Origin of the sequence: Treponema sp. OMZ 840 (assembly GCF_050937815.1) — a bacterium.
In the GTDB taxonomy this organism is placed as follows: domain Bacteria; phylum Spirochaetota; class Spirochaetia; order Treponematales; family Treponemataceae; genus Treponema_C.
In genome coordinates, this window is the sequence record NZ_JACDIJ010000001.1 from 666,853 (window position 1) to 687,482 (window position 20,630).

Consider the following 20,630-nt stretch of genomic DNA (forward strand, 5'->3'; position numbering starts at 1 on the left):
CCTGTATTTTAAGAGCCGGAGCGCAGTTCATCCAAAACCTTTTTGAACGCGCTGTCCGGCTTTTTTAATTCTTTTGCACCGCGCGTAATTTTACATAGACTCATTTTAAACATACGGGCAATTTCTCTTTGAGTAGTGCCCTTATCGATTTCTCGCACCAAAAGCCAGCGCTTTGCCAAATCTTCCCGCTCGGCACCGGTAAACAAACAGCCGAAAAAGTCGGCAATATCTTCAGGATTGCTCATGCCGGCGATAATCGCATACAGTTCATTCAAGCCCTCATAAAAATCACGCTCGGATACCGCGTCTTTTTTCTCTTTGTTTTCCATAACAGTCATTATACTTGCAATCACAAAAAAAAGACAGTATATTCTATATATGAGTGAAACAACGGAATGGGAAGGCATTGCATACAAACAGGTTTTTGACGAAGAAACGCTGGGACTTGAACGGCGCAAAGCGTACGACAGGGATTTATCGATACAAGAATTGGAAAACACCTTACAATCTCTTTATGTGAGTGAAGGCAATAATTACACGGGACGCGGGCCGGTCGGCGACATTGTTATGGCAGCCACCATTGCCGCATATGAACAGTTCATAGAAGAATGGAAAAAAGATTCCCGCCCGCAGCGGTAAACGGTGCCGAGGCGGCCTTCCCGAAGCCGAAATTGCAAAGCTGTAAAAACCACGGAACAAGACCGAAGGCTCTTAGCCGAACAATCTGCGGGCATTTTGCAGTACCGCGGCGGCCAATTCTTCGGTAGACAAGCCGCGGATATTCGCAACAAAGCGGTAAGTGTGTTCAATGAGCAACGGGGTGTTCGGTTTTCCGCGGAAGGGAACGGGGGCCAAATAGGGGGCGTCGGTTTCCAAAAGCAGGCGGTCGGCGGGAATAAAGCGCACCAGTTTTTCGGTTTCGCTTATTTGTGTTTTTTTTGCGTATGTTACCGAACCTGAAAGCGATATGTACCAGCCCTCGTCCAAAAAAGCGCGCGCTTCTTCCGCACCGTAAGAATAACAGTGCAGCACGCCTTTTTTTTCGCCCGCGTTTTTAATGCCCGCAAGGGTTTGCTCAAAGGCGTCGCGCGAATGAACGATAAGGGGAAGCTCCAATTCCCGCGCCAGCTCAAGCTGCATATCGAACAGTTCGCGCTCCCCTTCTTCGTCGGCATCGTCGGTATTCCAGTGGCGGTCAAAGCCGCATTCGCCGATTGCACACAGGCGCTTTTCATCGCATAATTCAATTTGCTCGCGCAAAACGTCCATATGCAAAAAGCGGTCGGCAATCGCGTCTTTATCCGGCCAAATACCCGCGCCGAAACGCAGCATTGAAGCCGCCCTCTCTTTAAGCGATGAATCCTGAACGGAAGCGGTTATGCCGTTTACAAAATCGATACGCTCTTTTAAATCGTTCGAGCGGGTACCCGAATCCAAAACAAAGGGTACTTTTTTATCGGCAAGCTCACGTATAACCGAGGCGGCGTCTATACCGCGCCCGGCAAGATAGGTTAAATGGCAGTGGGTATCGGTAAACATCGGTTCGGGGGCGGCCTTATTTTACCACTTCATAGGGCCAGCTTATAATACCGCCGAAATCGTAAATTGCCGTATAGCCTAAGGCTGCAAGTTTTCCCGCAGCATTGCGGCTTCTGGCCCCCGAACGGCAGTATACGAGGATTTCGGCGTTTAAGTCGGGAAGCTGAGCCGGACGGCTTGAACCGATAGTTTCGTTGGGAATTACAATAGCACCCGGAATGTGCCCCGAATCGTATTCGGCCTGTGTGCGCACATCAACGATGATTACGCCGCCCTTATCCATACGGGCCTTTGCTTCCTGAGCGGAAATTGTAGAAAAGCTATTCTTTTGCATATGTTTCTCCTTAGTACCTGCGGCTCCCAAACAGGAAGCGCATACAATCAAAGCGGCATAGACAGCAATTTTTTTTACCGCTTTTACAGCTTGTTTTTTCATACATACCTCTTTATAAATCGTTATTTTTCCGTTACCGCTTATTTTCCGCAGCGGCAATTTTTTCCAAAAGTGTAATGCCTTCAATATACATACGCGGAATATGAAAGGGACCCTTATACATATTTCCCTTAAGCGCTGTAGAAAGGGTTCCGTCGCGGTGAAAATAGCCGTAACATTCGCCGTATTTTTTATCGGGAAAGCGCTCGTGAAAATAGTTGTGCGCAAGGCTAAAGCGCGTTTGATATTTTTTTTGTCCCGTCAGGTAATAGGCATACAGCGAAGCGATAACCGCTTCGTTTTGCGGCCACCAGAATTTCATATCCTGCCAATATTCGCTGAGGCTTTTATTTTCGATGTCGCGGAAATATATAATACCGCCGTACTTTTTATCCCAGCCGCGCTGCCACATCCAATCGAACATATCGAGGCCCAACTTTTGTAAGTCTTTATCGCCGCGCTCAATCCCCTCTTTCATTATAAACCACGAGCCTTCTATAGCGTGCCCCGGATTTAAAAGACGGCCTTCAAAATGCTCATACTGAACCGAACCGTCCGGAGCGCACTGTTCGAGCACCGCCTTTAATTCGGGCTTTATAAAATACGTTTTGATTTCGTCTAAAAGAGTGTCGATGTACCGGTTGCAAAAATCTTCGCCTTCCATATTGAATTGACGCAAAGATGCACGCAATTCGGAAACGGTATTCAATAAAATCATCGGAACGCCGAAACCGCGCGCGGGGGCGTTTTTTTCATCGAATTTCGGAATAAGCAGACCGGGTGTTGAGCGTATTTCGTCGATTTTTTTAAGCAGATTGAAGGCTTTTTGTACGTAAGATGCTTGACCCGACGAGCGGCCGTAAGAGGCAAAACCGACTACCGCAAAGGTTTCGCTGAAAAAATAGCGCAGGCGTTTTATAACCGGCTTTCCGTCCCCGGTAAGGCGAAAATACATTCTTCCGTCGGCCTTATCGGTGCAGTGCTTTTCTATAAAGTCCGCCAAAGAGCGGCAGGCATCCAAGTATTCGGGGTGTTCTTCTCCGTAAGAGGCGGCCTTCATATAGGCGTGTGCGAAGGTCCACAAAGCGCGGCCCTGAAACCACACCGATTTATCGCTTTCCAAAAGGCTTCCGTCCCTGTCCAAGCCCGTGTATATTCCGCCGTGAACGGAATCCATACCGAACTGTAACCAAAAAGGCAGCACCGAGCCGGTAAGATTTTTCTTATAAAACGAAAGCAGTTTTTTTGCATTGAATTCTTTTGTTGCCGTATGCATATCGGCTTCTACGGTATAACAAGCATTCGGCTTTGTCAAGACAGGGCGTTTGCATAAAGGAACCGCGCCTTCCCCGTTCGGGGAACGATGTCTTCCCTGTACGGGGAACAGGTGCTTCACCGAGCGGGGAATGGGCTCTTCACCGAGCGGGGAGTACAGCCCTTAAGCTTTGGCGGTGCAAGGCAGTTTATAGACAATTTCGCGTAATTCTTTAAGCGTTTTATTGCCGGTGCTGAACTTGGTGCGTATTATTACCGTAACTTTTCCTGCCGGTACCGCCGCGGGTACGCGGGCGATAAGCGGATGTCCGGCAAAACTATACAATTCCCCGTTTTCGTGTTACACTGTGAATGAAGGGGGTGATGGAAGAATGTCTAAACACAAACGCAGCTACAAAGATTCTGTCTTTGTCGATTTGTTCGCAGAAGACGAAAAAGCAAAAGAAAACTTTTTATCGCTTTATAACGCCTTGCACGGCACAAACCTGCAAATGTCCTGTCCCGTAGAAAACATAAGGCTTGATAACGTAATGTATATGAACATTATAAACGATGTTTCCTGCCTTGTGGACGGTAAAATCATAGTGTTGGCTGAACACCAGTCTACCATAAACGAAAACATGCCTTTGCGCTTTTTGCAGTATATCGCTCGGCTCTACGAAAAACTGCAAGCACCGACAGACAGGTATCTGAGAAAGCTGTCAAAAATACCCGCGCCCGAATTCTATGTTTTCTATAATGGTGTAGAAGATTATCCTGAAACCGCAATTCTAAAACTCTCCGATGCTTTTATAACGAAATCCGCACCCGCACCCTTGGAGTTGACGGTGCAGGTTTTAAACATCAATACAGCTAAAGCACATAAAGTTTTAGCCGCGTGCAAAGCGCTTGAAGAATACAGCCTCTTTGTAGAAGAGGTCCGAAAGCAAATGCAGCTCGACAGCGAAAACGGCTTTACCAATGCGGTAAAAATATGCATAGACAAAGACATCTTAAAAGACTACTTACAGAGAAAATCACGGGAGGTAATAAACATGTTAATAGCTGAATACGACTATGATACCGACATAGCGGTACAACGGCAAGAAAGCCTGATGATCGGCATACAACAAGGCATGGAAAGAGGCTCTTACCAAACAAAACTTGAAACGGCAAAGATATTAAAACAGCTCGGCGATTCTACTGCAAAAATAGTGCAAGCCACGGGCTTAAGCAAAGAAGAAATCGAGGCTTTATAAGAATAAACATGTTAATAGCCGAATATGATTGCGACACCGATATAGCCGTACAGCGTACTTTGCAGACAAAGCCTCTTTGATACGGTGAGCAAAGAGGCTTTGATAGTGAATGTTAAGCTTTGGCGGTGCAAGGCAGTTTATAGACAATTTCGCGTAATTCTTTAAGCGTTTTATTGCCGGTGCTGAACTTGGTCCGTATTATTACCGTAACCTTTCCCGCAGGAACCGCCGCGGGTACGCGGGCGATTATTTGGCTCGGCTGGTTTACCGAGAGGCGGCGGGTTACCTTGTGTTCGGTACCGTCCGCAAGGCGGAAAAAGACTCCTTGAGATGCGTCGGTTTCGTCGATTTTAAGCTTGTTACCCTCGATGATGATGTCGTCGCCTATTGTTAAGGTGCCGTCGTTTAAGGGGAGAGAGGACACCCCGTTCCGGGCAGGGTTTCCTCTCTCCCCTTGCCCCCTCTCACTTTCCCGCACAGCCAAAGGCCTCGCCGGCCTTTGGAATCCGGCCTATGCAGCTGACAGCTGTATGTTCGATATTATCTTTAAATGTGAGCAATTCTTCAGAATTGCGAACCTAAAGCTATTTTTATGCGATGTTTCGCGCTTGTCGCGAAACTCGACGTTGAAGCGAGCGGCGCTATGTAAGCCGTGAGCTTCAACCGTGCGTTTGTGAATCTTTTCGTCGTAGGGGGCGTTTTCGGTAGCCCATACCCCCGACACGCGCGGGCTTATTTGCACCAAGCCGTCCATAAAGCTCGCTCCCTCTTGGATAAGGTCTTTAACCGCCTTGTCCCGCATGTTGAGGATGTTGATGATGGTTTCTTTTCGGAACTCGCTTCTCTCCTTGGTGATGAGCTCTGCAATGTCCTCGTTACGCTGAGTTGCGGCGTGAGCATGAACGTCCGCAATACAGTCGCGGTCGTTTTCTTTGGTTAAGGTGTTGGGACGTAAGTACACTTCCCAAACGCTTTTCTTTTTTGCCATAACATACCTCCTAAGTATTAGGGGGAGAGAGCACCCCGTTCAGGGCAGGGTTCTCTCTCCCCCTAGAACCCCCTCTCTCTCCCGCACTGCCAAAGGACTCTGCCCTTTGGAATCCCGAACATACAGCTAAAACTGTATGTTCAATGTTACCTTTAAGTGTGAGCACATTTTCAAATGTGCGAACTCAAAGCCGATTATCCGCGATGTTTATGACGGGCATAAGCCCGTCATAAACTCGACGTTGAAGCGAGCGGCGCTATGTAAGCCGTGAGCTTCAACCTGTACCCGCCGTTCCCGCTGTTCCGTAGGAAAAGCGGGAAATTTCTTTTCACAGTCCCGGCACGGATGCCGGAACAGTTCCATATAAACAAGATTGCCTGCGGCAAACCGTTTGCCGTAGGCAATCTTGAAGCATACAATCGGACAGGACGTCCGATTGTATGCACCGCCCCTAAGAACCCGGCCTATACAGCTGACAGCTGTATGTTCAATGTTACCTTTAAGTGTGAGCACATTTTCAAATGTGCGAACTTAAAGCCGGTTATTCGCGATGTTTATGACGGGCATAAGCCCGTCATAAACTCGACGTTGAAGCGGGCGGCGCTATGTAAGCCGCCCGCTTCAACCCTACTCCATCGTTACAACAATGCCGTATGCTTCGCTGTCGGCGTCGGGAAGGACGGTTATGTCGGCATCGGAGGCAGAGGCAATGGCGGAAGTGAACTTCCAATAGGCGGCTTTTCGACCGCCGCCGGTATAGAGAAAACCTGCCGCATAGATGTCGTTTCCGAAAGCGTAGAGGGCATTCACCGTGCCGCTCTCGGTACTTAACTTTATGGCTGTAAAGGAGCTGTCCGTTCCCTTCCATACACAGGGCTTGCTGCTGTCGTTTCTCCCGCCTATAAAGACAAGGCCGTCTTTTGTGCATGCGGCGTTTGCTTCGGAGCTGCCGGACGTTCCAAGCACCGTCGCCGTTACATCTGCACTTGTGCCCGTAACCTTCCATACCGCAGCATTGCCCGCCGCATTCCGTCCTGCAGCGTAGACTGCGCTGTCCAAAAAGCATACCGCCTTGGGATGTACAGAGCTTCCCGTAGCCAGTACCGTTTCGGTGCGCGAGGCTTCGTCAAGAGCTTTGTCTATTGTCCACAGGGCTCCTTTTGTTTGGGAGGAGCTGCTGTTGAATATTGTTCCTACGGCATACAAGGCGGAAGGCGATGAGCACAAAGCGTAAGCTTCCGACTCTGTCTCAGTTCCCGTGCTTGTACGCAGGTGGGCAATATTCACCGCGTTTTTGTCCGTTATGTCGGCAACGGAGGCTTCCCACGCTCCGTCTTTTTTGAGCTTTCCCGCTATGTAGAGGGAAGCGCCTTCGGTTAAAATTGCATTTGCGATGGTATATTGTTCGGGGCTTTTCCAGTAAGGGGTGTTTCCTTCCCATACAATGGCGGTTGATGCTCCGAATGCTTGTTGAAGCCCTGCACTGTAGGCTTTTCCGTCTTTAAGGGTAACAGAATATGCATATCCTCTAGTCATTCCCGAGTCCATAGGCAGTTCGTGCTTGGTGCCGTTTTTCCAATAATGGGGCTTCGGATTTCCGCCTGTTGTTATAGAGCCTGCAAGGTAGACTGAAGGAGTGCCCGAAAGCAGTTCAAAGGAAACCTTTACCTGTGCATTTTGTGTAACTTTTAGCTTGTAGGTAGGAGCGGTGCCGTTTACCGTCTGCCCGTTCAGTTCCCATTTTTGAAGCTTGTAACCTGCATGCGGGGAAGCGGTAAAGGTGATTTCCGTGTTTTCCGCTACCATGCCGTCAGAAGGAAGGGCGGGGTTTACCGTTACGGTGCCGTCTGAGGCGGGCTCAAGCGTTACCTTGTACTTGGTAAGGGGTGTTGTTCCGCCTCCTCCTGCGGAGTTGGGGCAGGCGGTAAAGAGCCCCATAATCACGAGCGATGCGGCAAGTGTGAGGACTGCCGCCCGATTTCCTAAAAATGTAGTTCTTTGTTTTGTGTTTTTCATTGTTTTTCTCCTTAATAAATAATTCATAATTCTTATCTGCACACGGACGTGCAGAAAAGCTATAGATAATGAGTTTTGGGCAAAGCCCAAAACCCGAGTTCAAAACCGCACAGGACGTGCCGAATGCCGCACATAAAACATCCTGTTTTAAATCCTGCACACGGATGTGCAGAAAAGCCGTTAGTAATGAGTTTTGCGCAAGCAAAACTCGGTTTAAAAACCGCACAGGACGTGCGGTTTTTAAACCGATTACGGGGGTTTGTGTCTAAAAAAAGAGGGTACGGGCTTTACCCTACGCTCTTTTATATGCGAAGTGTGTTTTGTGTGTGAGTGAAAATGTATTTGGGCACAGCTAGCCCTCAGCTGTGAAGCTGTGAAGCTGTGAAGCTGTGAAGCTGTGAAGCTGTGAAGCTGTGAAGCTGTGAAGCTGTGAAGCTGTGAAGCTGTGAAGCTGTGAAGCTGTGAAGCTGTGAATTTTGCGCGTGGAGGCGGTACCGTGTCAAGTAGTTTTGCCGACTTTTCCAAACTTTTTTGAGAACCCTTTATTGTACTGTTTAAGCGGTTTATTTTCCCGTTCATAAGCCCTCGCAAAAAGTCAATATAACGCACAGCACGGATGTACGTAAGCGGATTATCCGCGATGTTTCAAATCCCGCCATGAACGGCAGAAAAAGCTTTATATAACCAAGTTTGCCTCGGCAAACTTGAAGCATAAAACCGAGCAGGAAGTTCGGTTTTATGCCATGTTCCCTTTGCAATCCGTATTCCCCATAGCTTTTACAACCTGCACACGGATGTGCAGAAAAGCCGTTAGTAATGAGTTTTGGGCAAAGCCCAAAACTTGAAGCATAAAATCACACACGGATGTGTGATTTTATGCACATGGACGGCGGAAAGGCCGACTATCCGCGATGTTTTGCAACGCAAAACTCGTCGCATAAAACCGAGCAGGAAGCACGGTTTTATGCAACTGTATATCCAATGCTATCTTTAAGTGTGAGCAATTCTTCAGAATTGCGAACCTAAAGCTGTTTTTATGCGAGTTTTGCGAAGCAAAACTCGACGTGCAAGCGTGCGGCGTTATGTGAGCCGCACGCTTGCACCCGTACACGGATGTATGCGCAAGCTGCAAGTAAGGAGTTTTGTGCTTTGCACAAAACTCGGATTAAAGAGCGGACAGGATGTCCGCTCTTTAAACATTATAACCCAAGTTTTTGAGAATAACAACTTTTCGGGAAAGATTTTTGTAATTTGTTTTAAGAAAGTACAGAGTGCGAGTCCGAGGGGCGAACGGGGAAAGTGCGAGGGGCGAACTTTGTACTTCGACATTCGCAGTCGGTGTCGTAGTCATATTCGGCCAGTAACATGTTGATTCTTATAAAGCTTTCACTTCTTCAATACTTAAGCCGGTAGCTTGGGCAATATTTTCGATAGGAAGATTCATTGCAAGTAAGTTTTTTGCCGTTTCAAATGCCTTTTGGTACGTGCCTTGTTCAATTCCTTGTTGTATGCCTTCTTCCCGTGCGTCCATTTCGAAGGCCGACATAAAGCGGTATTCCTGCCGCGCCTGTTCGTTTTGTTTTACTGTCCGTATCATTGCTTCTATCCTCCCGGTGAGATCAGTATTTCACCGTTACTAATCCGACTTTGTTTTCAAAACGGCTAAAAAGGCGCTTTGCGGAAGTTCCACATCGCCGACCATTTTCATGCGCCTTTTGCCCTCTTTTTGTTTTTCAAGCAGTTTGCGCTTACGGGTAACGTCGCCGCCGTAGCATTTGGCAAGTACGTCTTTTCGCAGGGCGTTAACCGTTTCGCGGGCGATAATTTGTCCGCCTATGGCGCCCTGTATTGCAATTTTAAATTGGCGGCGGCTTATTTCTTCTTTTAACTGACCGCAGACACTGCGTGCGCGTTCAATCGCATTGCCCCTAAACACAAGCAGCGATAGCGCGTCTACCTTATTGCCGTTAATTAAAATATCAACCTTTACCAAATCGGTGTCGCGGTAGCCGATAACTTCATAATCGAAGGAGGCATAGCCGCGGCTGTAGCTTTTTAAGCGGTCGTAAAAATCGAATAACACTTCTGCAAGGGGCATTTCGTAGATAATTTCAACCCGCTTTTCGTCGAGATACTGCATATTGGTTTGGGAGCCGCGCTTTTCGGTGCACAGGGCCATAATCGAGCCTAAAAACTCGGCGGGGGTAATAATGGACGCCTTTATGTAGGGCTCTTTTGCCCAGCGTATAAGCCCCTGATCCGGATAGTCTGCGGGATTATCGACAAAAACTTCCGTGCCGTTTGTCATACCCACCTGATAGCGTACCGAAGGGGCGGTAAAGATAACCGATTGGTCAAAGTCGCGTTCCAAGCGCTCCTGCACGACTTCCAAGTGCAAAAGGCCCAAAAAGCCGCAGCGGAAACCGTGTCCCAAAGCCAAAGATGCGTCCTTTTCGTAGGTTAAACTTGCATCGTTCAGCTTGAGTTTTTCCATGCTGTCGCGCAGTTCTTCGTAATCGTTTGTGTCCACCGGATAAATCGACGAAAAAACAACCGGCTTTACTTCTTTAAAACCGGGCAGCACTTCGTCTGCGGGGTCGTCGGCAAGGGTTACCGTATCTCCGACGCGCACATCGGAAACGGTTTTAATGCCCGCAATAAAATAGCCGACATCGCCCTCGTTCAGTTCGCGCGTTTCTTCCAGTTTGATTTTAAACACGCCGGTATTTTCGATTTTGTATTCGGAGCCGGACGACATAAAGCGTATGGTTTGTCCCGGCTTGATTTTGCCGCCGAACATACGGATATGAACGACAACCCCGCGGTAGGGGTCGTAGCGGCAGTCGAACACGAGGGCCTTCGTTTTTCCGCCCGTATCGTGAGTAGGAGGCGGAATGCGCTGCACAATGGCTTCAAACAAGTCATCGATACCCTTACCCGTTTTCGCCGACACCAAAACGGCGTGCTCCGGATCCAAGCCCAAATCGTGTTCTATTTGGCGCTTTACCGACGGAATGTCCGCAGCCGGAAGGTCGATTTTATTGATAACCGGAACGATTTCAAGGTCGTGTTCGAGGGCCAAGTACATGTTCGATAAGGTTTGAGATTCAACCCCCTGTGCCGCATCCACCAGCAGCAAGGCGCCTTCGCACGAAGCGATTGCGCGTGATACTTCATAAGAAAAATCCACGTGGCCGGGCGTATCGACGAAATTCAATTCATAGGTTTTGCCGTCCTGCGCGGTATAGGGAATCGTTACCGCCTGGCTTTTAATCGTAATGCCGCGCTCGCGTTCGATATCCATATTGTCGAGTATTTGATTTTGAAATTGGCGCGCATCGATGATATTGGCCTTTTGTATAAGCCTGTCCGAAAGGGTTGACTTACCGTGATCTATGTGCGCAACAATGCAAAAATTGCGTTTTTGTTCTAAATTTGTCATCGGCTTATTTTATTAGAAAAGATAAAGACTGTCCAGAGGCGCGCCGACGGCAAAATTCACGTCCAAGTAACCGCTTTTTCGTTTTTTTGTATACAATTCCGCATAGACTGCACCCTCGTCTTCAAACAGTTTGGTGCGGATTATTTCGACCGGATCGTTGGGCGAAAAACCGCTTTCGTCGGCAATGCCGCCTTTTACAACGGAGCGCACGGTAAATTTGCGCTTATTGCCCACCGAAGAGTGAACCAGTTCCATACCGAAAAGGGGATAAAACATACGGTATTCGGCTTCGCGCTCGTAAATCGTTTTTCCCGGATATTCGCTTCGGACATCGAGATAGACAAGGGCTTCACCCGGTATTTGTGCCCCCACTTTGTCGTCCGGCGGCTGCTGTTTGCCCTCCGCCGCAGTTTTATTGTCCGCCCTCACTTTATCGTCCGGCGGCGCGGTTTCGGTTTTTGCAGGGCGGCGGTAGGCGATACGCGCAAGAGAATCGGGGCGGCAGCCTATAAGCACAAACTGTAAATCCTCGATATTCCGCACGGCTTTTCCGTTTACGGCGCTTACAATATCGCCGGGTAAAAGCCCCGCACGCGAAGCGGAACTTCCGGGCATAAGATACAGTATTTCAACACCCGCTCCCGTTTTATCGGAAGGCTTGTGTTTAAAGGTACGCCCGTAAGCGCCCATCCATGCGTGTTCGGTTTCGCCGCCCGAATATAAAAGTTCCAAAACGGTTTTAAGGTACTCGACGGGAATCGCAAAGTTTAAGCCCTGAAAAGCCGGAAGCCCCGCAAAGACAATGCCCTGCACTTCTCCCTTTTCGTTGACCAGGGGGCCTCCCGAATTGCCGGAATTGACGGCGGCGTCTATTTGCATAACCGAAACGGTGGATAAAAGCTTGCGGTCAAAAGAAGAAACGATGCCGGAGGTAATCGTGCTTTCCAAGCCCGCAGGAGAGCCTATGGCGTAGATACGCTCCCCTACCGCAAGATTTTCCGATGACCCCAGAGTGAACACGGAAGGAGGCTTTATTTCGGTTTTTAACAGGGCAAGGTCGAGGGTTTTGTCCCAGCCTATAACCTTAGCCGGGATGCGGGTTTCCGAATCGGAGGCTTTTTTTATATAGAGTTTACCGTAGCCTTCGTATTTCGGGTCCACCAAGTCGGCTATAACGTGGTGATTGGTAATAATATAGCCGCGCTCGTCGATAAAAAAGCCCGAACCGATAACGCGGGCGGCATAGCCCATGCCCTTTTCAACCTTGACGCCCAAATCGACCCACACGGTAACGCTTCCCTGAATAAGGCCGGCAAGGGTTTTATCGGCTTGACGGGACGGCAAAACGGGAAGATTTTTAAAAGCGGTTTCGGCTTCAATGCGCGCTTTCGCAAACTCGGCACTTGGCTCAAAAGCAAGGCCGAGGGCACTATATGCGGTTTCCAAGCTTTCGGCAAAGCGGAGGGCATCGGCATATTGTGTATCCCGATTTTTTTCAGATACGAGTTTTTGCGTATAAGAGGCGCATTCATCGAATAAAGCACGGGCGCGCCGTATACAGTCATCTTTGTGTTCAAAATCGTCGGGACGTGCATCCGTTTCCCGCACAAGAAGGGCCGCCCGCCATAGGGAGCGTAAGGGGGAGGTTTCCCGTTCGTTTTTTATATGCTCGATTTCTTTATTGAATATCTGCCGGTCGGTAAAATCGGGAATCCCGTAATCGGCTTTACGCGAAAGGCAGGATGCGCACAAAAGAAACATACAGAGAAAAAAAAGAAAAGCCGGACGGCGCATAGATGTAAACGGCGGCACTAAAAAAACTCCTTTATCCGTACAAGACTTCTATTCGTATAAAACTTCACCGAAACAGGTGTTTCCGTTTTTTACGGCAAAGATTCTGATAAATCGATCCTTTTCTTTTACCCAAAGTAAATCGCTTACCGTAACTATAACACCCGAACCGCCCTTACGGTTAAGCATTTGTATCATCATTTCGGCATAAAAATTACCCGGATATTCGCCAATCCAAAAAAACGGGGCAGCCGGATCTTTTGTAACGGGTTGTCCGTTTACGGAAACGGGTTTTCCGTTTTCAAGGCGAACAGTAACCGTATTACCGCTGAACGGAGATTGGTATTCGATTTCTTCGAATTTTTCATCGTAACGAGTCCAGCGAATATCCCATTCGCCCTTATTCCTTCTTTTCCATACCGCCGATTGTCTTAAGCCGGGGCCGTACTCTTGTATAAGCTCATGTATACCGTCTCCGTCGGTATCGGAAAGGGTTTTATATAAATATAATCCCTTTGCGTCATTTTCGGTTCCGAATAAATTCATACTCAGCCGGACAGCTTCTGTTGGACTGCGGTATTCCGGAGCTTTTTCAATATCAAAACCGTATATTTCGGTGACTTCGTAACTTCCGTTTTTATCCCAATCGACATTTCTAAATCGCAGTATACCGTTTTCAAAATGTCCGTAAGCATAAGGGGTTCCCCTGTCCGTGTAAGTTGCATTTTGTATTCTTCCCTCGAACAAACTGAACCTGACGGAACCGTGTGCATACTCATTGGACTTGCGTTCAATCGTATGCGATAAAGAAAATATATGTTCTTTGGAAAAATCTTTTAAATCATCTTGTAAAACGGGAACGTATAATACGGTTCCGCCGTACTTTTCCATAACCGTATCTTTTATGATATTGACCGGAGTTCCGAATAAAGTATTGTCGCGTATATCATAGCTTTCTTTTGTATCCTCGTATATGATACGTGCAATCGAAGGCCATTCACCGTACCACACATTTATTTTTTCATTACAAAGCTCTAATTTTACGGGAATGCCGTAATCGCAGTCCGCAACCCAATCAAGACGGCCGTCTTGTTCTTTGTCGTATTCGATAATAAAAGGACGGCCGAGCCGATACCGGGTCTTTATATCTGCAATACCGTCATTATTCGTATCAAAACAAATCGTACCGGCAAAAACGGCATAAAAGTTGCGTAAGCGTTCTTTTAAGCGCTCATCGGTAATCAGCGACACAAAGGCCCTTAAATGTGTATAATCTATTGTTTGATTTAAAAAGGGAAACATATAATCAAAAGCTTTTTCTTCGCTAAGCAATCCGGCTTGTAATGCATACACGGCATAGAGGGGATCCGTTTTTCCGTACGCATTCCACGAGCGAAGCAAACGCTTTTTTTCATCGGCGGAAAAACCGAATGCAGAGGCTTTTAACAAAATGTCCGGATCGGCATCCTGTAAAACTCTAATCCGTGATAAAAAAAGCGAAAGAAGCTCATCGAAAACAAGTTTATTGTTTGAGTTTGCCTCGTCATTCGAAAAAGCGGCATTTTCACAATCAAAAAACAACACGGCAAAGCGCTCGTCTTCGGGAAATTGAAATGCCGCCCGCTTAACGACGAGCCGCGCCTCCTGCACATCTCCTAAAAGATACAAAGCCTTTGCACGGGTATATAACGCATCTTTACCGGAAAGTACGGGCATTTCATCCAAAAGTAAAACGGCAGCGGCGGGTTTTGCCGTCTTTGTATATAAATCCGCAAGTAAAAGCCGCGCAGCATCGCGGTTATAGTCGTACCAGCGGTTTTGCAAAGCTGCCGTAAGAAGAGGTTCAATCATATAGGCGGGTAACCCGCGCACCGACATACTGAGCGCTTGAATATAATACAAATCGGCTATTGTATCATCGTAAACCAAACCTAAGGCCGCTTGGGACGAGGCTTTTTCATATTCTTCACGTATAAGAAGTTTTTTCGCGCTGTCTATATAGCGCAAAGCGGTTTTGGTATACTGTTCCGGATTTTGTGAAAATACATGTACGGCAACAACACAAAGATAAGCAAAGATAAAAAAATGCCGTAAAACAAACACCGATTTTCGCATAACCGCCTCCTTTTTACAATTCAGCTTTGCACTTCAACTTTATACTTCAGCTTTCGGCAGTACCTCGCCTGCGCAAATTGACGCGCGGCCCTTCCAAACCGCTTCCGGCTTCTTCTTCGTTTTCGGCCGGCTCTTTAAGCGGCTCAATGCCGAGCAGTTCGCGCACTTCCGTATCGTCAAGGGTTTCTTTTTCAACTAAAGCTTGGGTAAGCTTATCCAATTGATCGCGGTGCTCGGTTAGGATTTTTACCGCACGCTTTTTCGCTTCGGTTAAGATTTTTTCGACGGCACGGTCTATCTTTTGGGCGCTTTCTTCCGAATATCCTTTGCGCCGCTCGATTTCTTTTCCCATAAAAATAGGCTCGTCTTCCTTACCGTAGGAAACCGCGCCCAAATCTTCGGACATTCCCCATTCGCATACCATGCGGCGCGCAATATCGGTTGCCCGCTGTATATCGTTTTGGGTGCCCGTAGTCGTATCGCCGTAGACAATCGATTCGGCCGCATAACCGCCGAACATAATAACCAGCTGGTCTTTAAGCCAGCTTTTTGTGTGAGAATAGGAATCTTCTTTAGGAAGACCGACGGTAAGGCCGAGTGCCCTCCCTCGCGGAATAATCGTTACCTTATGCAAAGGAGAGGCATGCTCCAAATAATAGTACGGGAGGGCGTGCCCCGCTTCATGACATGCGGTCATTACGCGCTCTTTTTCGGGCATAACCATTGATTCGCGGGCAACCCCCATAAGGATTTTATCGCGCGCTTGTTCCAATTCGGTAAAGGACACCTTTTCTTTGTTTTTGCGTGCCGCAAATAAGGCCGCTTCGTTTATCATATTCGATAAGTCCGCCCCGCTCATGCCTGAAGTGGCGCGCGCAAAATGCTTAAAGTCCACATCGTCGGTAATTTTGATTTTTTTTGCATGAACGAGTAAAATCGATTCGCGCTCTTTAATGTCGGGAAGCGTAACGTGTACTTGGCGGTCGAAACGGCCGGGACGCAAAAGCGCGGGATCCAAAACGTCGGGGCGGTTGGTCGCCGCCAACACGATAACGCCGTCCTTATTGTCGAATCCGTCCATTTCCACCAGCATTTGATTTAAAGTTTGCTCGCGCTCATCGTGGCCGCCGCCGAAACCGGCACCGCGCGCGCGTCCTACCGCGTCAAGCTCGTCTATAAAGATAATCGCGGGCGCACGTTTTCTTCCCTGTTCGAATAAATCGCGTACACGGCTTGCACCTACACCCACAAACATTTCGACAAAATCGCTTCCCGAAATGTGCAAAAACGAAACGTCGGCTTCACCGGCGACTGCGCGCGCCAAAAGGGTTTTACCCGTTCCGGGACTGCCGACCAAAAGCACGCCGCTGGGTATTTTTGCGCCGATTTCGCGGTATTTTTTGGGATTTTTCAAAAAATCGACGATTTCCGCCAGTTCTTTTTTCGCTTCTTCCTGACCGGCGACATCGCTGAAGGTTACCTTTTTTTTGTTATTGTCGAAAAGGCGTGCCCTGCTTTTTCCGAACTGCATGCCGCGGCTGTTTTGCATGGACATTTGCCGCATAATAAAAAATACAAAAAGAATCATTAATAAAAGCGGCAAATACTCAAACAGCTCGGTTAAAACACTCGGCTTTGAAATTTTGCCCGAAACGCTTACACCGTTTTGCTCCAAAAAGAACATAAGACCGGGGTCCTCATAGGGAATAACGGTTTGAAAGCGTGACTGCATATCGGAGGCCGCATTTGCCGAACGCATGGTTCCCAAAATCGTTTTTTGATCCTGAATTTGAACTTCGCTGATATGTTTTTGTTCGACAGCCTCTAAAAAATCACTGTACGATATAATCGGATACGTATTCGATTCCCTGTCCGTAATAGCGGTAAAAATGAAAAAAATTGCAAACATCATCAACAGGGTAATTAAAAAACGGCCGACCGGCGGTTTTATATTGGGAGCCTTATGTTCCGGCCCCTTACCGTTTTTTTGTGATGTATGTTTTGAAAAGGACTGTTTTTTATTCATGATCGTTCCTTATTACAATGCAAATTATAATACAAAAATATTTTAAATTCCTGCCGTAATACCGGCAGATTTAAAAATAAAGAAAACACCGGAAAAATCACCGGCACAATCTTTTACATACCAATCGGGATATCCCAAAGGAGCACCCCATATGCATACCGGATTTTGACCATATTCTATTACCGGTATTAAAGAGGTATGATGCGGCTCTATGTTCCATTCGTTCCATATTTTTTTTAAAGTTTTATGAGTACCTGCGGCAGTTTTAATGCGATCGCCCGGTTTTCGGCTTCTTAAGCGGACAGGAAGGCAAAAAGGTCCCATACATACTTCCCCGTATTTATTGTCGGCACAGTTCGCCTTTTTCTGTACTTGAAGATCCGAAGCGTAAACAACTTCAAAATATCCTAAGGGGAAATCATATGTACCGGGAGCATCGATTTGAATGCAATAGCCTTGGTTTATTGTATCGGGTTCCGGTTTTGTACGGATATTGTTTACGTATAAAAAGCGTTTTGTACGTATAAATTCAATACCGCAGCCCTTAACGCGGCTTTGTCCCGAAGCACAATCTCTAAACAGCGCATAAGGCAGCCGCCATGCCGCCGAAACTTTGTGGGCAGCATTGTACAAGGCCCGTATACGGACCGGAAAGCCGGCATTAAAAAAAGCCGATGCATCAGTACGCACGGTAAAAACCGCCTGCGTACCCGCCGTATGTCTTTTGACTCTTTCTTTACCGGTCAGGACACAACCTGTCAGTACACAAGGTTCCCACAATACGGCCGAAGCAAGTTTTTCGATAAAAGCCGCCTCTTCAGCCGCTTTTTGTGCCCCCGAAAGTACGGCCGTATCCCAGCCCCGTACATGTTCATTTAAAAACGGAACGACACGGCGGCGCAAATTATTACGAAAATAGGCAGTGTTGCGGTTTGTACTGTCTTCCCGAAAAGGAATCCCGTGTTTTTCCGCATAAGCTTGTATAGCCGAACGCGGAATATCCAATAAGGGGCGGCAAAACAAACCGCGCCTCTTTGCAATACCCGCCGCCGCCTGCCCCGAAATACCGGCAGAAGCTCCCTGAAAAAAACGCTGCAAAAGCGTTTCCAATTGGTCATCTCGATTGTGTGCCAAACAAACAAAATCACAAAAGCGGGCTTTTGCTTCGTTTTCAAACAGCTTATAACGGACAAAGCGGGCAGCTTCTTCAATTCCTCCGCCTCTTTGGGATGCGGCGGCGGCAATTTCACCGGGCGCAACCGTTTTAAGCGTACAAGGGATTTTTAAAAGGCGGCATTGATTTTGTACAAACAAGGCATCGCCTTCGGTTTCGCACGCTTTGCGTAAATTATGATTTACCGTTATCACCGAAAGATTAAAACGAAGGTTTAAATCCGTATTGCCGGTACCGGACGATAAGGCTTTTAAAGCATAGAGCATAACCATAGAGTCGATGCCGCCGGAAACCGCCAAAAGTAAAGACGGCGGAGTTTGAATGCCGTCTATACCGCATTTTTTTAACCCCGCCGCAACTTTTTTTAAAAAATCCTGCACGTAAATCAGCGCAGCGGTTTTACCGCAGCTACAATTTCATCGGCGGGCGTAAGCACGGTTACACCGGAACCGGCATTTATATCCTTTACGCTCAACTGTGCATTTAAGCTGAGATTTGTTACATCGACAACAATGCGCGGGGGCAAATCTTTGGGTAAGCACTTAATATCGACCGTCGCTATACCTTTTTCCAAAGCACCGCCTTCACGCACACCGACAGGATTACCGCGCAGCAATACGTTCATTCTAACCGTTAAGGGTTTTTCCGGATCGACCGCATGGAAATCGACATGAAGATTTTTATCGGTTATAATATCGTATTCCGTTGCTTTAATTAATACGGGTTTACCCTCTTTTCCGTCAACAACCAAAGAAACAAGGGTTGTAGCGGTTGCGGTTTTCCATACCTTTGTAAATTCGCTTTCATCAACGGTAAGCATAAAAGCTTCGCCCTTTGAATTATACATAACGGCAGGCAGTTTACCTTCGGCACGCAGTTTTTTTGCAGCTGCCTTGCCCGTTGCCGTACGGGAAGCGGCCTTTAAAACCAATTCTTCCATCTTAAACTCCTCATTGAGAAAATAAAATTTCGGGAAAACACTGTAAAAGCGAAAAAGAATATACCCCATCGTTCATCACGCCAGAGTTTTCCGAATATTAAAAAACAACACCGACTAATTGAGTATTTGAATTAATCGGTATCGCTCTAGCTGGACCGGCTGGATTCGAACCAGCGGAATACCGGTACCAAAAACCGGTGGCTTACCACTTGCCGACGGTCCAAAGAAAAATGCGCCTAGAAAAAAGCTTGTTACGGGAATAGTATTTCCGTATTAAAGCTTAGTCGTCGTCCGCGGATGTAGAACCTTCCTCGATATGTCCCGCTGCATACTCTGCAAGAATAGTATCTTGCAATTTAGTACGAAACTCCGGACTGATCGGATGGGCTACATCCTTATAGTCACCGTTACTGGTTTTGCGGCTAGGCATTGCTATAAACAAACCAGTTTTTCCTTCAATAATCTTGACGTTGTGCACAACAAAACAGTTTTCAAATGTAACTGTAACGTATGCTTTCAGCTTTCCTTCCGCCGCTACCTTACGGATACGAATTTCGGTAATCTGCATAACCACTCCTCACTTGGCAGGATAACCTATTGTGCATGGCACACTACGCAGACAGACCGCAAGTTTTTACAACCTGACATCTCCATCTATCGCATAACCGAGTGTAAGCGCTTTTTGCTTCCGCTTCGGAAGAAAAAACGCCGTAAACTGCAGAACCGGAACCGGTCATTTCGGCAAAATCCGCACCGACAGCTTTTAAGCTTTTCAATGCAGCTTTGATAACCGGATAGGACTCTGCAAGCGGTTCCGTAAAACTATTACCGAAAGTCCATTGAGCAGCCGGCTTACGGTAAATAGCTTCCAGTTCCGCAACTCCGGGAAGTTCCCGCAGAATTGACCTGTTTATTCGCTCATCCAAAAGTGCATACGCTTCTTTGGTCGAACTGTAAACATCAGGCTGCACAAGTACAAAGTAAAGGTCGTTACGGGAGCTGATTTCCCTAATAAACTCGCCTCGTCCCGTCACCACGGCACAACCGTGCGACAGAAAAAAAGCAACATCGCTTCCGATTCGGCAGGCTGCCTGCATTTTTTGTTTTGTTTTAAGCTTCGTTTGAAAAAGTTTATCCAAAACAATCAGCAAAGCCGCCGCATCCGAAGATCCGCCGCCTAAACCGGCTCCCGAAGGAATACACTTCGTCACATCGACGGTTACAGCTTCGTTTATACCGGTAAGATTACAAAATTCTTTATATGCCGCCGTAAGGGTGTTTTCGGCAGGAAGCGGCGCACCTTTTACCTTTACCGTACACTCCGGCTTTCCCGCTTTTTTTTCAACGATTAATTCGTCACATAAATCAATCGCTTGAAACACACTTTCAATATTATGGTATCCGTCATTCCGTCCCGATTCCTCAGCAGAAAGCACCCGTAAATGCAAATTGAGTTTTGCGGGTGCACGAATACACATCCTATTCGGCATAGCTAAATTATACAGAAAAATATTTTTTTGTCAAACGGTTTAGGCAAAAAAAAAGCTTTTCTCAATGGGTATTGAGGGAAAAAGCGTCTATAAATAAAATTTTTACAACATTTTAAAAAAAACAGTTGACAGAAAGATAAGACTCATCTATGTTTAAGGTAAA

General features: G+C 47.2%; 19 protein-coding genes and 1 tRNA gene. 2 read left to right on the plus strand and 18 right to left on the minus strand.

Annotated features, from left to right (window positions below; genetic code table 11):
* Positions 1–8: 8 nt before the first annotated feature.
* Positions 9–329 (minus strand): Trp family transcriptional regulator, encoded by a 321-nt coding sequence (locus H0R92_RS03255; RefSeq protein ID WP_432961106.1) that lies wholly within the window; start codon positions 327–329, stop codon positions 9–11.
* 49 nt (positions 330–378) lie between these two features.
* Here H0R92_RS03255 and H0R92_RS03260 point away from each other — a divergent pair, with 49 nt between their 5' ends.
* Positions 379–639, plus strand: a complete 261-nt coding sequence (locus H0R92_RS03260; RefSeq protein WP_432961108.1) for a hypothetical protein — start codon at positions 379–381, stop codon at positions 637–639.
* Positions 640–711: 72 nt separating this feature from the next.
* On the opposite strand, the gene H0R92_RS03265 is transcribed toward H0R92_RS03260, so the two are convergent.
* The 4 genes from H0R92_RS03265 to H0R92_RS03280 all read right to left on the minus strand — a co-directional run bounded on the left by H0R92_RS03265 (position 712) and on the right by H0R92_RS03280 (position 3,572).
* Positions 712–1,539 (minus strand): TatD family hydrolase, encoded by an 828-nt coding sequence (locus H0R92_RS03265; protein ID WP_432961110.1) that lies wholly within the window; start codon positions 1,537–1,539, stop codon positions 712–714.
* 16 nt (positions 1,540–1,555) lie between these two features.
* Positions 1,556–1,975 (minus strand): rhodanese-like domain-containing protein, encoded by a 420-nt coding sequence (locus H0R92_RS03270; RefSeq protein WP_432961112.1) that lies wholly within the window; start codon positions 1,973–1,975, stop codon positions 1,556–1,558.
* A gap of 31 nt (positions 1,976–2,006) precedes the next feature.
* Entirely contained in the window at positions 2,007–3,248 is a 1,242-nt protein-coding gene (locus tag H0R92_RS03275) for an AGE family epimerase/isomerase (RefSeq protein ID WP_432961114.1), read from the minus strand.
* A 162-nt stretch (positions 3,249–3,410) separates the two neighbouring features.
* Positions 3,411–3,572, minus strand: coding sequence for a DUF4469 domain-containing protein (locus H0R92_RS03280; RefSeq protein ID WP_432961116.1), 162 nt, complete (start codon positions 3,570–3,572; stop codon positions 3,411–3,413).
* Between the two features lie 46 nt (positions 3,573–3,618).
* Between H0R92_RS03280 and H0R92_RS03285 the strand changes: the two genes are divergently transcribed.
* Positions 3,619–4,485: an Rpn family recombination-promoting nuclease/putative transposase gene (locus tag H0R92_RS03285; RefSeq protein ID WP_432961118.1), complete on the plus strand. Its 867-nt coding sequence runs from the start codon at positions 3,619–3,621 to the stop codon at positions 4,483–4,485.
* Between the two features lie 112 nt (positions 4,486–4,597).
* Here H0R92_RS03285 and H0R92_RS03290 read toward each other — a convergent pair whose 3' ends face one another.
* The 13 genes from H0R92_RS03290 to ispE all read right to left on the minus strand — a co-directional run bounded on the left by H0R92_RS03290 (position 4,598) and on the right by ispE (position 20,467).
* Complete coding sequence (locus H0R92_RS03290; protein ID WP_432961179.1) at positions 4,598–4,963, minus strand: DUF4469 domain-containing protein; 366 nt, start codon at positions 4,961–4,963, stop codon at positions 4,598–4,600.
* A gap of 33 nt (positions 4,964–4,996) precedes the next feature.
* Positions 4,997–5,473, minus strand: coding sequence for a DNA-binding domain-containing protein (locus H0R92_RS03295; RefSeq protein WP_432961120.1), 477 nt, complete (start codon positions 5,471–5,473; stop codon positions 4,997–4,999).
* Between the two features lie 627 nt (positions 5,474–6,100).
* Complete coding sequence (locus tag H0R92_RS03300) at positions 6,101–7,489, minus strand: InlB B-repeat-containing protein (protein ID WP_432961122.1); 1,389 nt, start codon at positions 7,487–7,489, stop codon at positions 6,101–6,103.
* 1,375 nt (positions 7,490–8,864) lie between these two features.
* Positions 8,865–9,095 (minus strand): Rpn family recombination-promoting nuclease/putative transposase, encoded by a 231-nt coding sequence (locus H0R92_RS03305; protein WP_432961181.1) that lies wholly within the window; start codon positions 9,093–9,095, stop codon positions 8,865–8,867.
* 30 nt (positions 9,096–9,125) lie between these two features.
* Positions 9,126–10,931 (minus strand): translation elongation factor 4, encoded by a 1,806-nt coding sequence (gene lepA / locus H0R92_RS03310; RefSeq protein ID WP_432961124.1) that lies wholly within the window; start codon positions 10,929–10,931, stop codon positions 9,126–9,128.
* Between the two features lie 12 nt (positions 10,932–10,943).
* Positions 10,944–12,743, minus strand: a complete 1,800-nt coding sequence (locus tag H0R92_RS03315) for a S1C family serine protease (RefSeq protein ID WP_432961126.1) — start codon at positions 12,741–12,743, stop codon at positions 10,944–10,946.
* Between the two features lie 30 nt (positions 12,744–12,773).
* Positions 12,774–14,837 carry a tetratricopeptide repeat protein gene (locus H0R92_RS03320; protein ID WP_432961128.1) on the minus strand — a complete coding sequence of 688 codons (2,064 nt, stop codon included), beginning with the start codon at positions 14,835–14,837 and terminating at the stop codon, positions 12,774–12,776.
* Positions 14,838–14,883: 46 nt separating this feature from the next.
* Positions 14,884–16,863: an ATP-dependent zinc metalloprotease FtsH gene (ftsH, locus tag H0R92_RS03325; RefSeq protein ID WP_432961130.1), complete on the minus strand. Its 1,980-nt coding sequence runs from the start codon at positions 16,861–16,863 to the stop codon at positions 14,884–14,886.
* Positions 16,864–16,905: 42 nt separating this feature from the next.
* A complete protein-coding gene (gene tilS / locus H0R92_RS03330) occupies positions 16,906–18,417 on the minus strand; it encodes a tRNA lysidine(34) synthetase TilS (protein ID WP_432961132.1) in 1,512 nt (503 codons plus the stop codon).
* A gap of 5 nt (positions 18,418–18,422) precedes the next feature.
* Positions 18,423–18,977, minus strand: coding sequence for a 50S ribosomal protein L25 (locus H0R92_RS03335; protein ID WP_432961134.1), 555 nt, complete (start codon positions 18,975–18,977; stop codon positions 18,423–18,425).
* 150 nt (positions 18,978–19,127) lie between these two features.
* Positions 19,128–19,200, minus strand: a tRNA-Gln gene (locus tag H0R92_RS03340).
* A gap of 57 nt (positions 19,201–19,257) precedes the next feature.
* The gene (spoVG, locus tag H0R92_RS03345; protein ID WP_432961136.1) at positions 19,258–19,545 is read right to left on the minus strand and encodes a septation regulator SpoVG; all 288 of its coding nucleotides are present in this window, start codon (positions 19,543–19,545) and stop codon (positions 19,258–19,260) included.
* A 43-nt stretch (positions 19,546–19,588) separates the two neighbouring features.
* The gene (gene ispE / locus H0R92_RS03350) at positions 19,589–20,467 is read right to left on the minus strand and encodes a 4-(cytidine 5'-diphospho)-2-C-methyl-D-erythritol kinase (RefSeq protein ID WP_432961138.1); all 879 of its coding nucleotides are present in this window, start codon (positions 20,465–20,467) and stop codon (positions 19,589–19,591) included.
* Between the last annotated feature and the right edge of the window lie 163 nt (positions 20,468–20,630).

Coding starts and splice junctions, on each gene's coding strand:
- H0R92_RS03255 (WP_432961106.1), bottom strand. CDS start 329: ATGGAAAACAAAGAGAAAAAAGACGCGGTATCCGAGCGTGATTTTTAT.
- H0R92_RS03260 (WP_432961108.1), top strand. CDS start 379: ATGAGTGAAACAACGGAATGGGAAGGCATTGCATACAAACAGGTTTTT.
- H0R92_RS03265 (WP_432961110.1), bottom strand. CDS start 1,539: ATGTTTACCGATACCCACTGCCATTTAACCTATCTTGCCGGGCGCGGT.
- H0R92_RS03270 (WP_432961112.1), bottom strand. CDS start 1,975: ATGAAAAAACAAGCTGTAAAAGCGGTAAAAAAAATTGCTGTCTATGCC.
- H0R92_RS03275 (WP_432961114.1), bottom strand. CDS start 3,248: ATGCATACGGCAACAAAAGAATTCAATGCAAAAAAACTGCTTTCGTTT.
- H0R92_RS03285 (WP_432961118.1), top strand. CDS start 3,619: ATGTCTAAACACAAACGCAGCTACAAAGATTCTGTCTTTGTCGATTTG.
- H0R92_RS03295 (WP_432961120.1), bottom strand. CDS start 5,473: ATGGCAAAAAAGAAAAGCGTTTGGGAAGTGTACTTACGTCCCAACACC.
- H0R92_RS03300 (WP_432961122.1), bottom strand. CDS start 7,489: ATGAAAAACACAAAACAAAGAACTACATTTTTAGGAAATCGGGCGGCA.
- lepA (WP_432961124.1), bottom strand. CDS start 10,931: ATGACAAATTTAGAACAAAAACGCAATTTTTGCATTGTTGCGCACATA.
- H0R92_RS03320 (WP_432961128.1), bottom strand. CDS start 14,837: ATGCGAAAATCGGTGTTTGTTTTACGGCATTTTTTTATCTTTGCTTAT.
- ftsH (WP_432961130.1), bottom strand. CDS start 16,863: ATGAATAAAAAACAGTCCTTTTCAAAACATACATCACAAAAAAACGGT.
- H0R92_RS03335 (WP_432961134.1), bottom strand. CDS start 18,977: ATGGAAGAATTGGTTTTAAAGGCCGCTTCCCGTACGGCAACGGGCAAG.
- spoVG (WP_432961136.1), bottom strand. CDS start 19,545: ATGCAGATTACCGAAATTCGTATCCGTAAGGTAGCGGCGGAAGGAAAG.
- ispE (WP_432961138.1), bottom strand. CDS start 20,467: ATGCCGAATAGGATGTGTATTCGTGCACCCGCAAAACTCAATTTGCAT.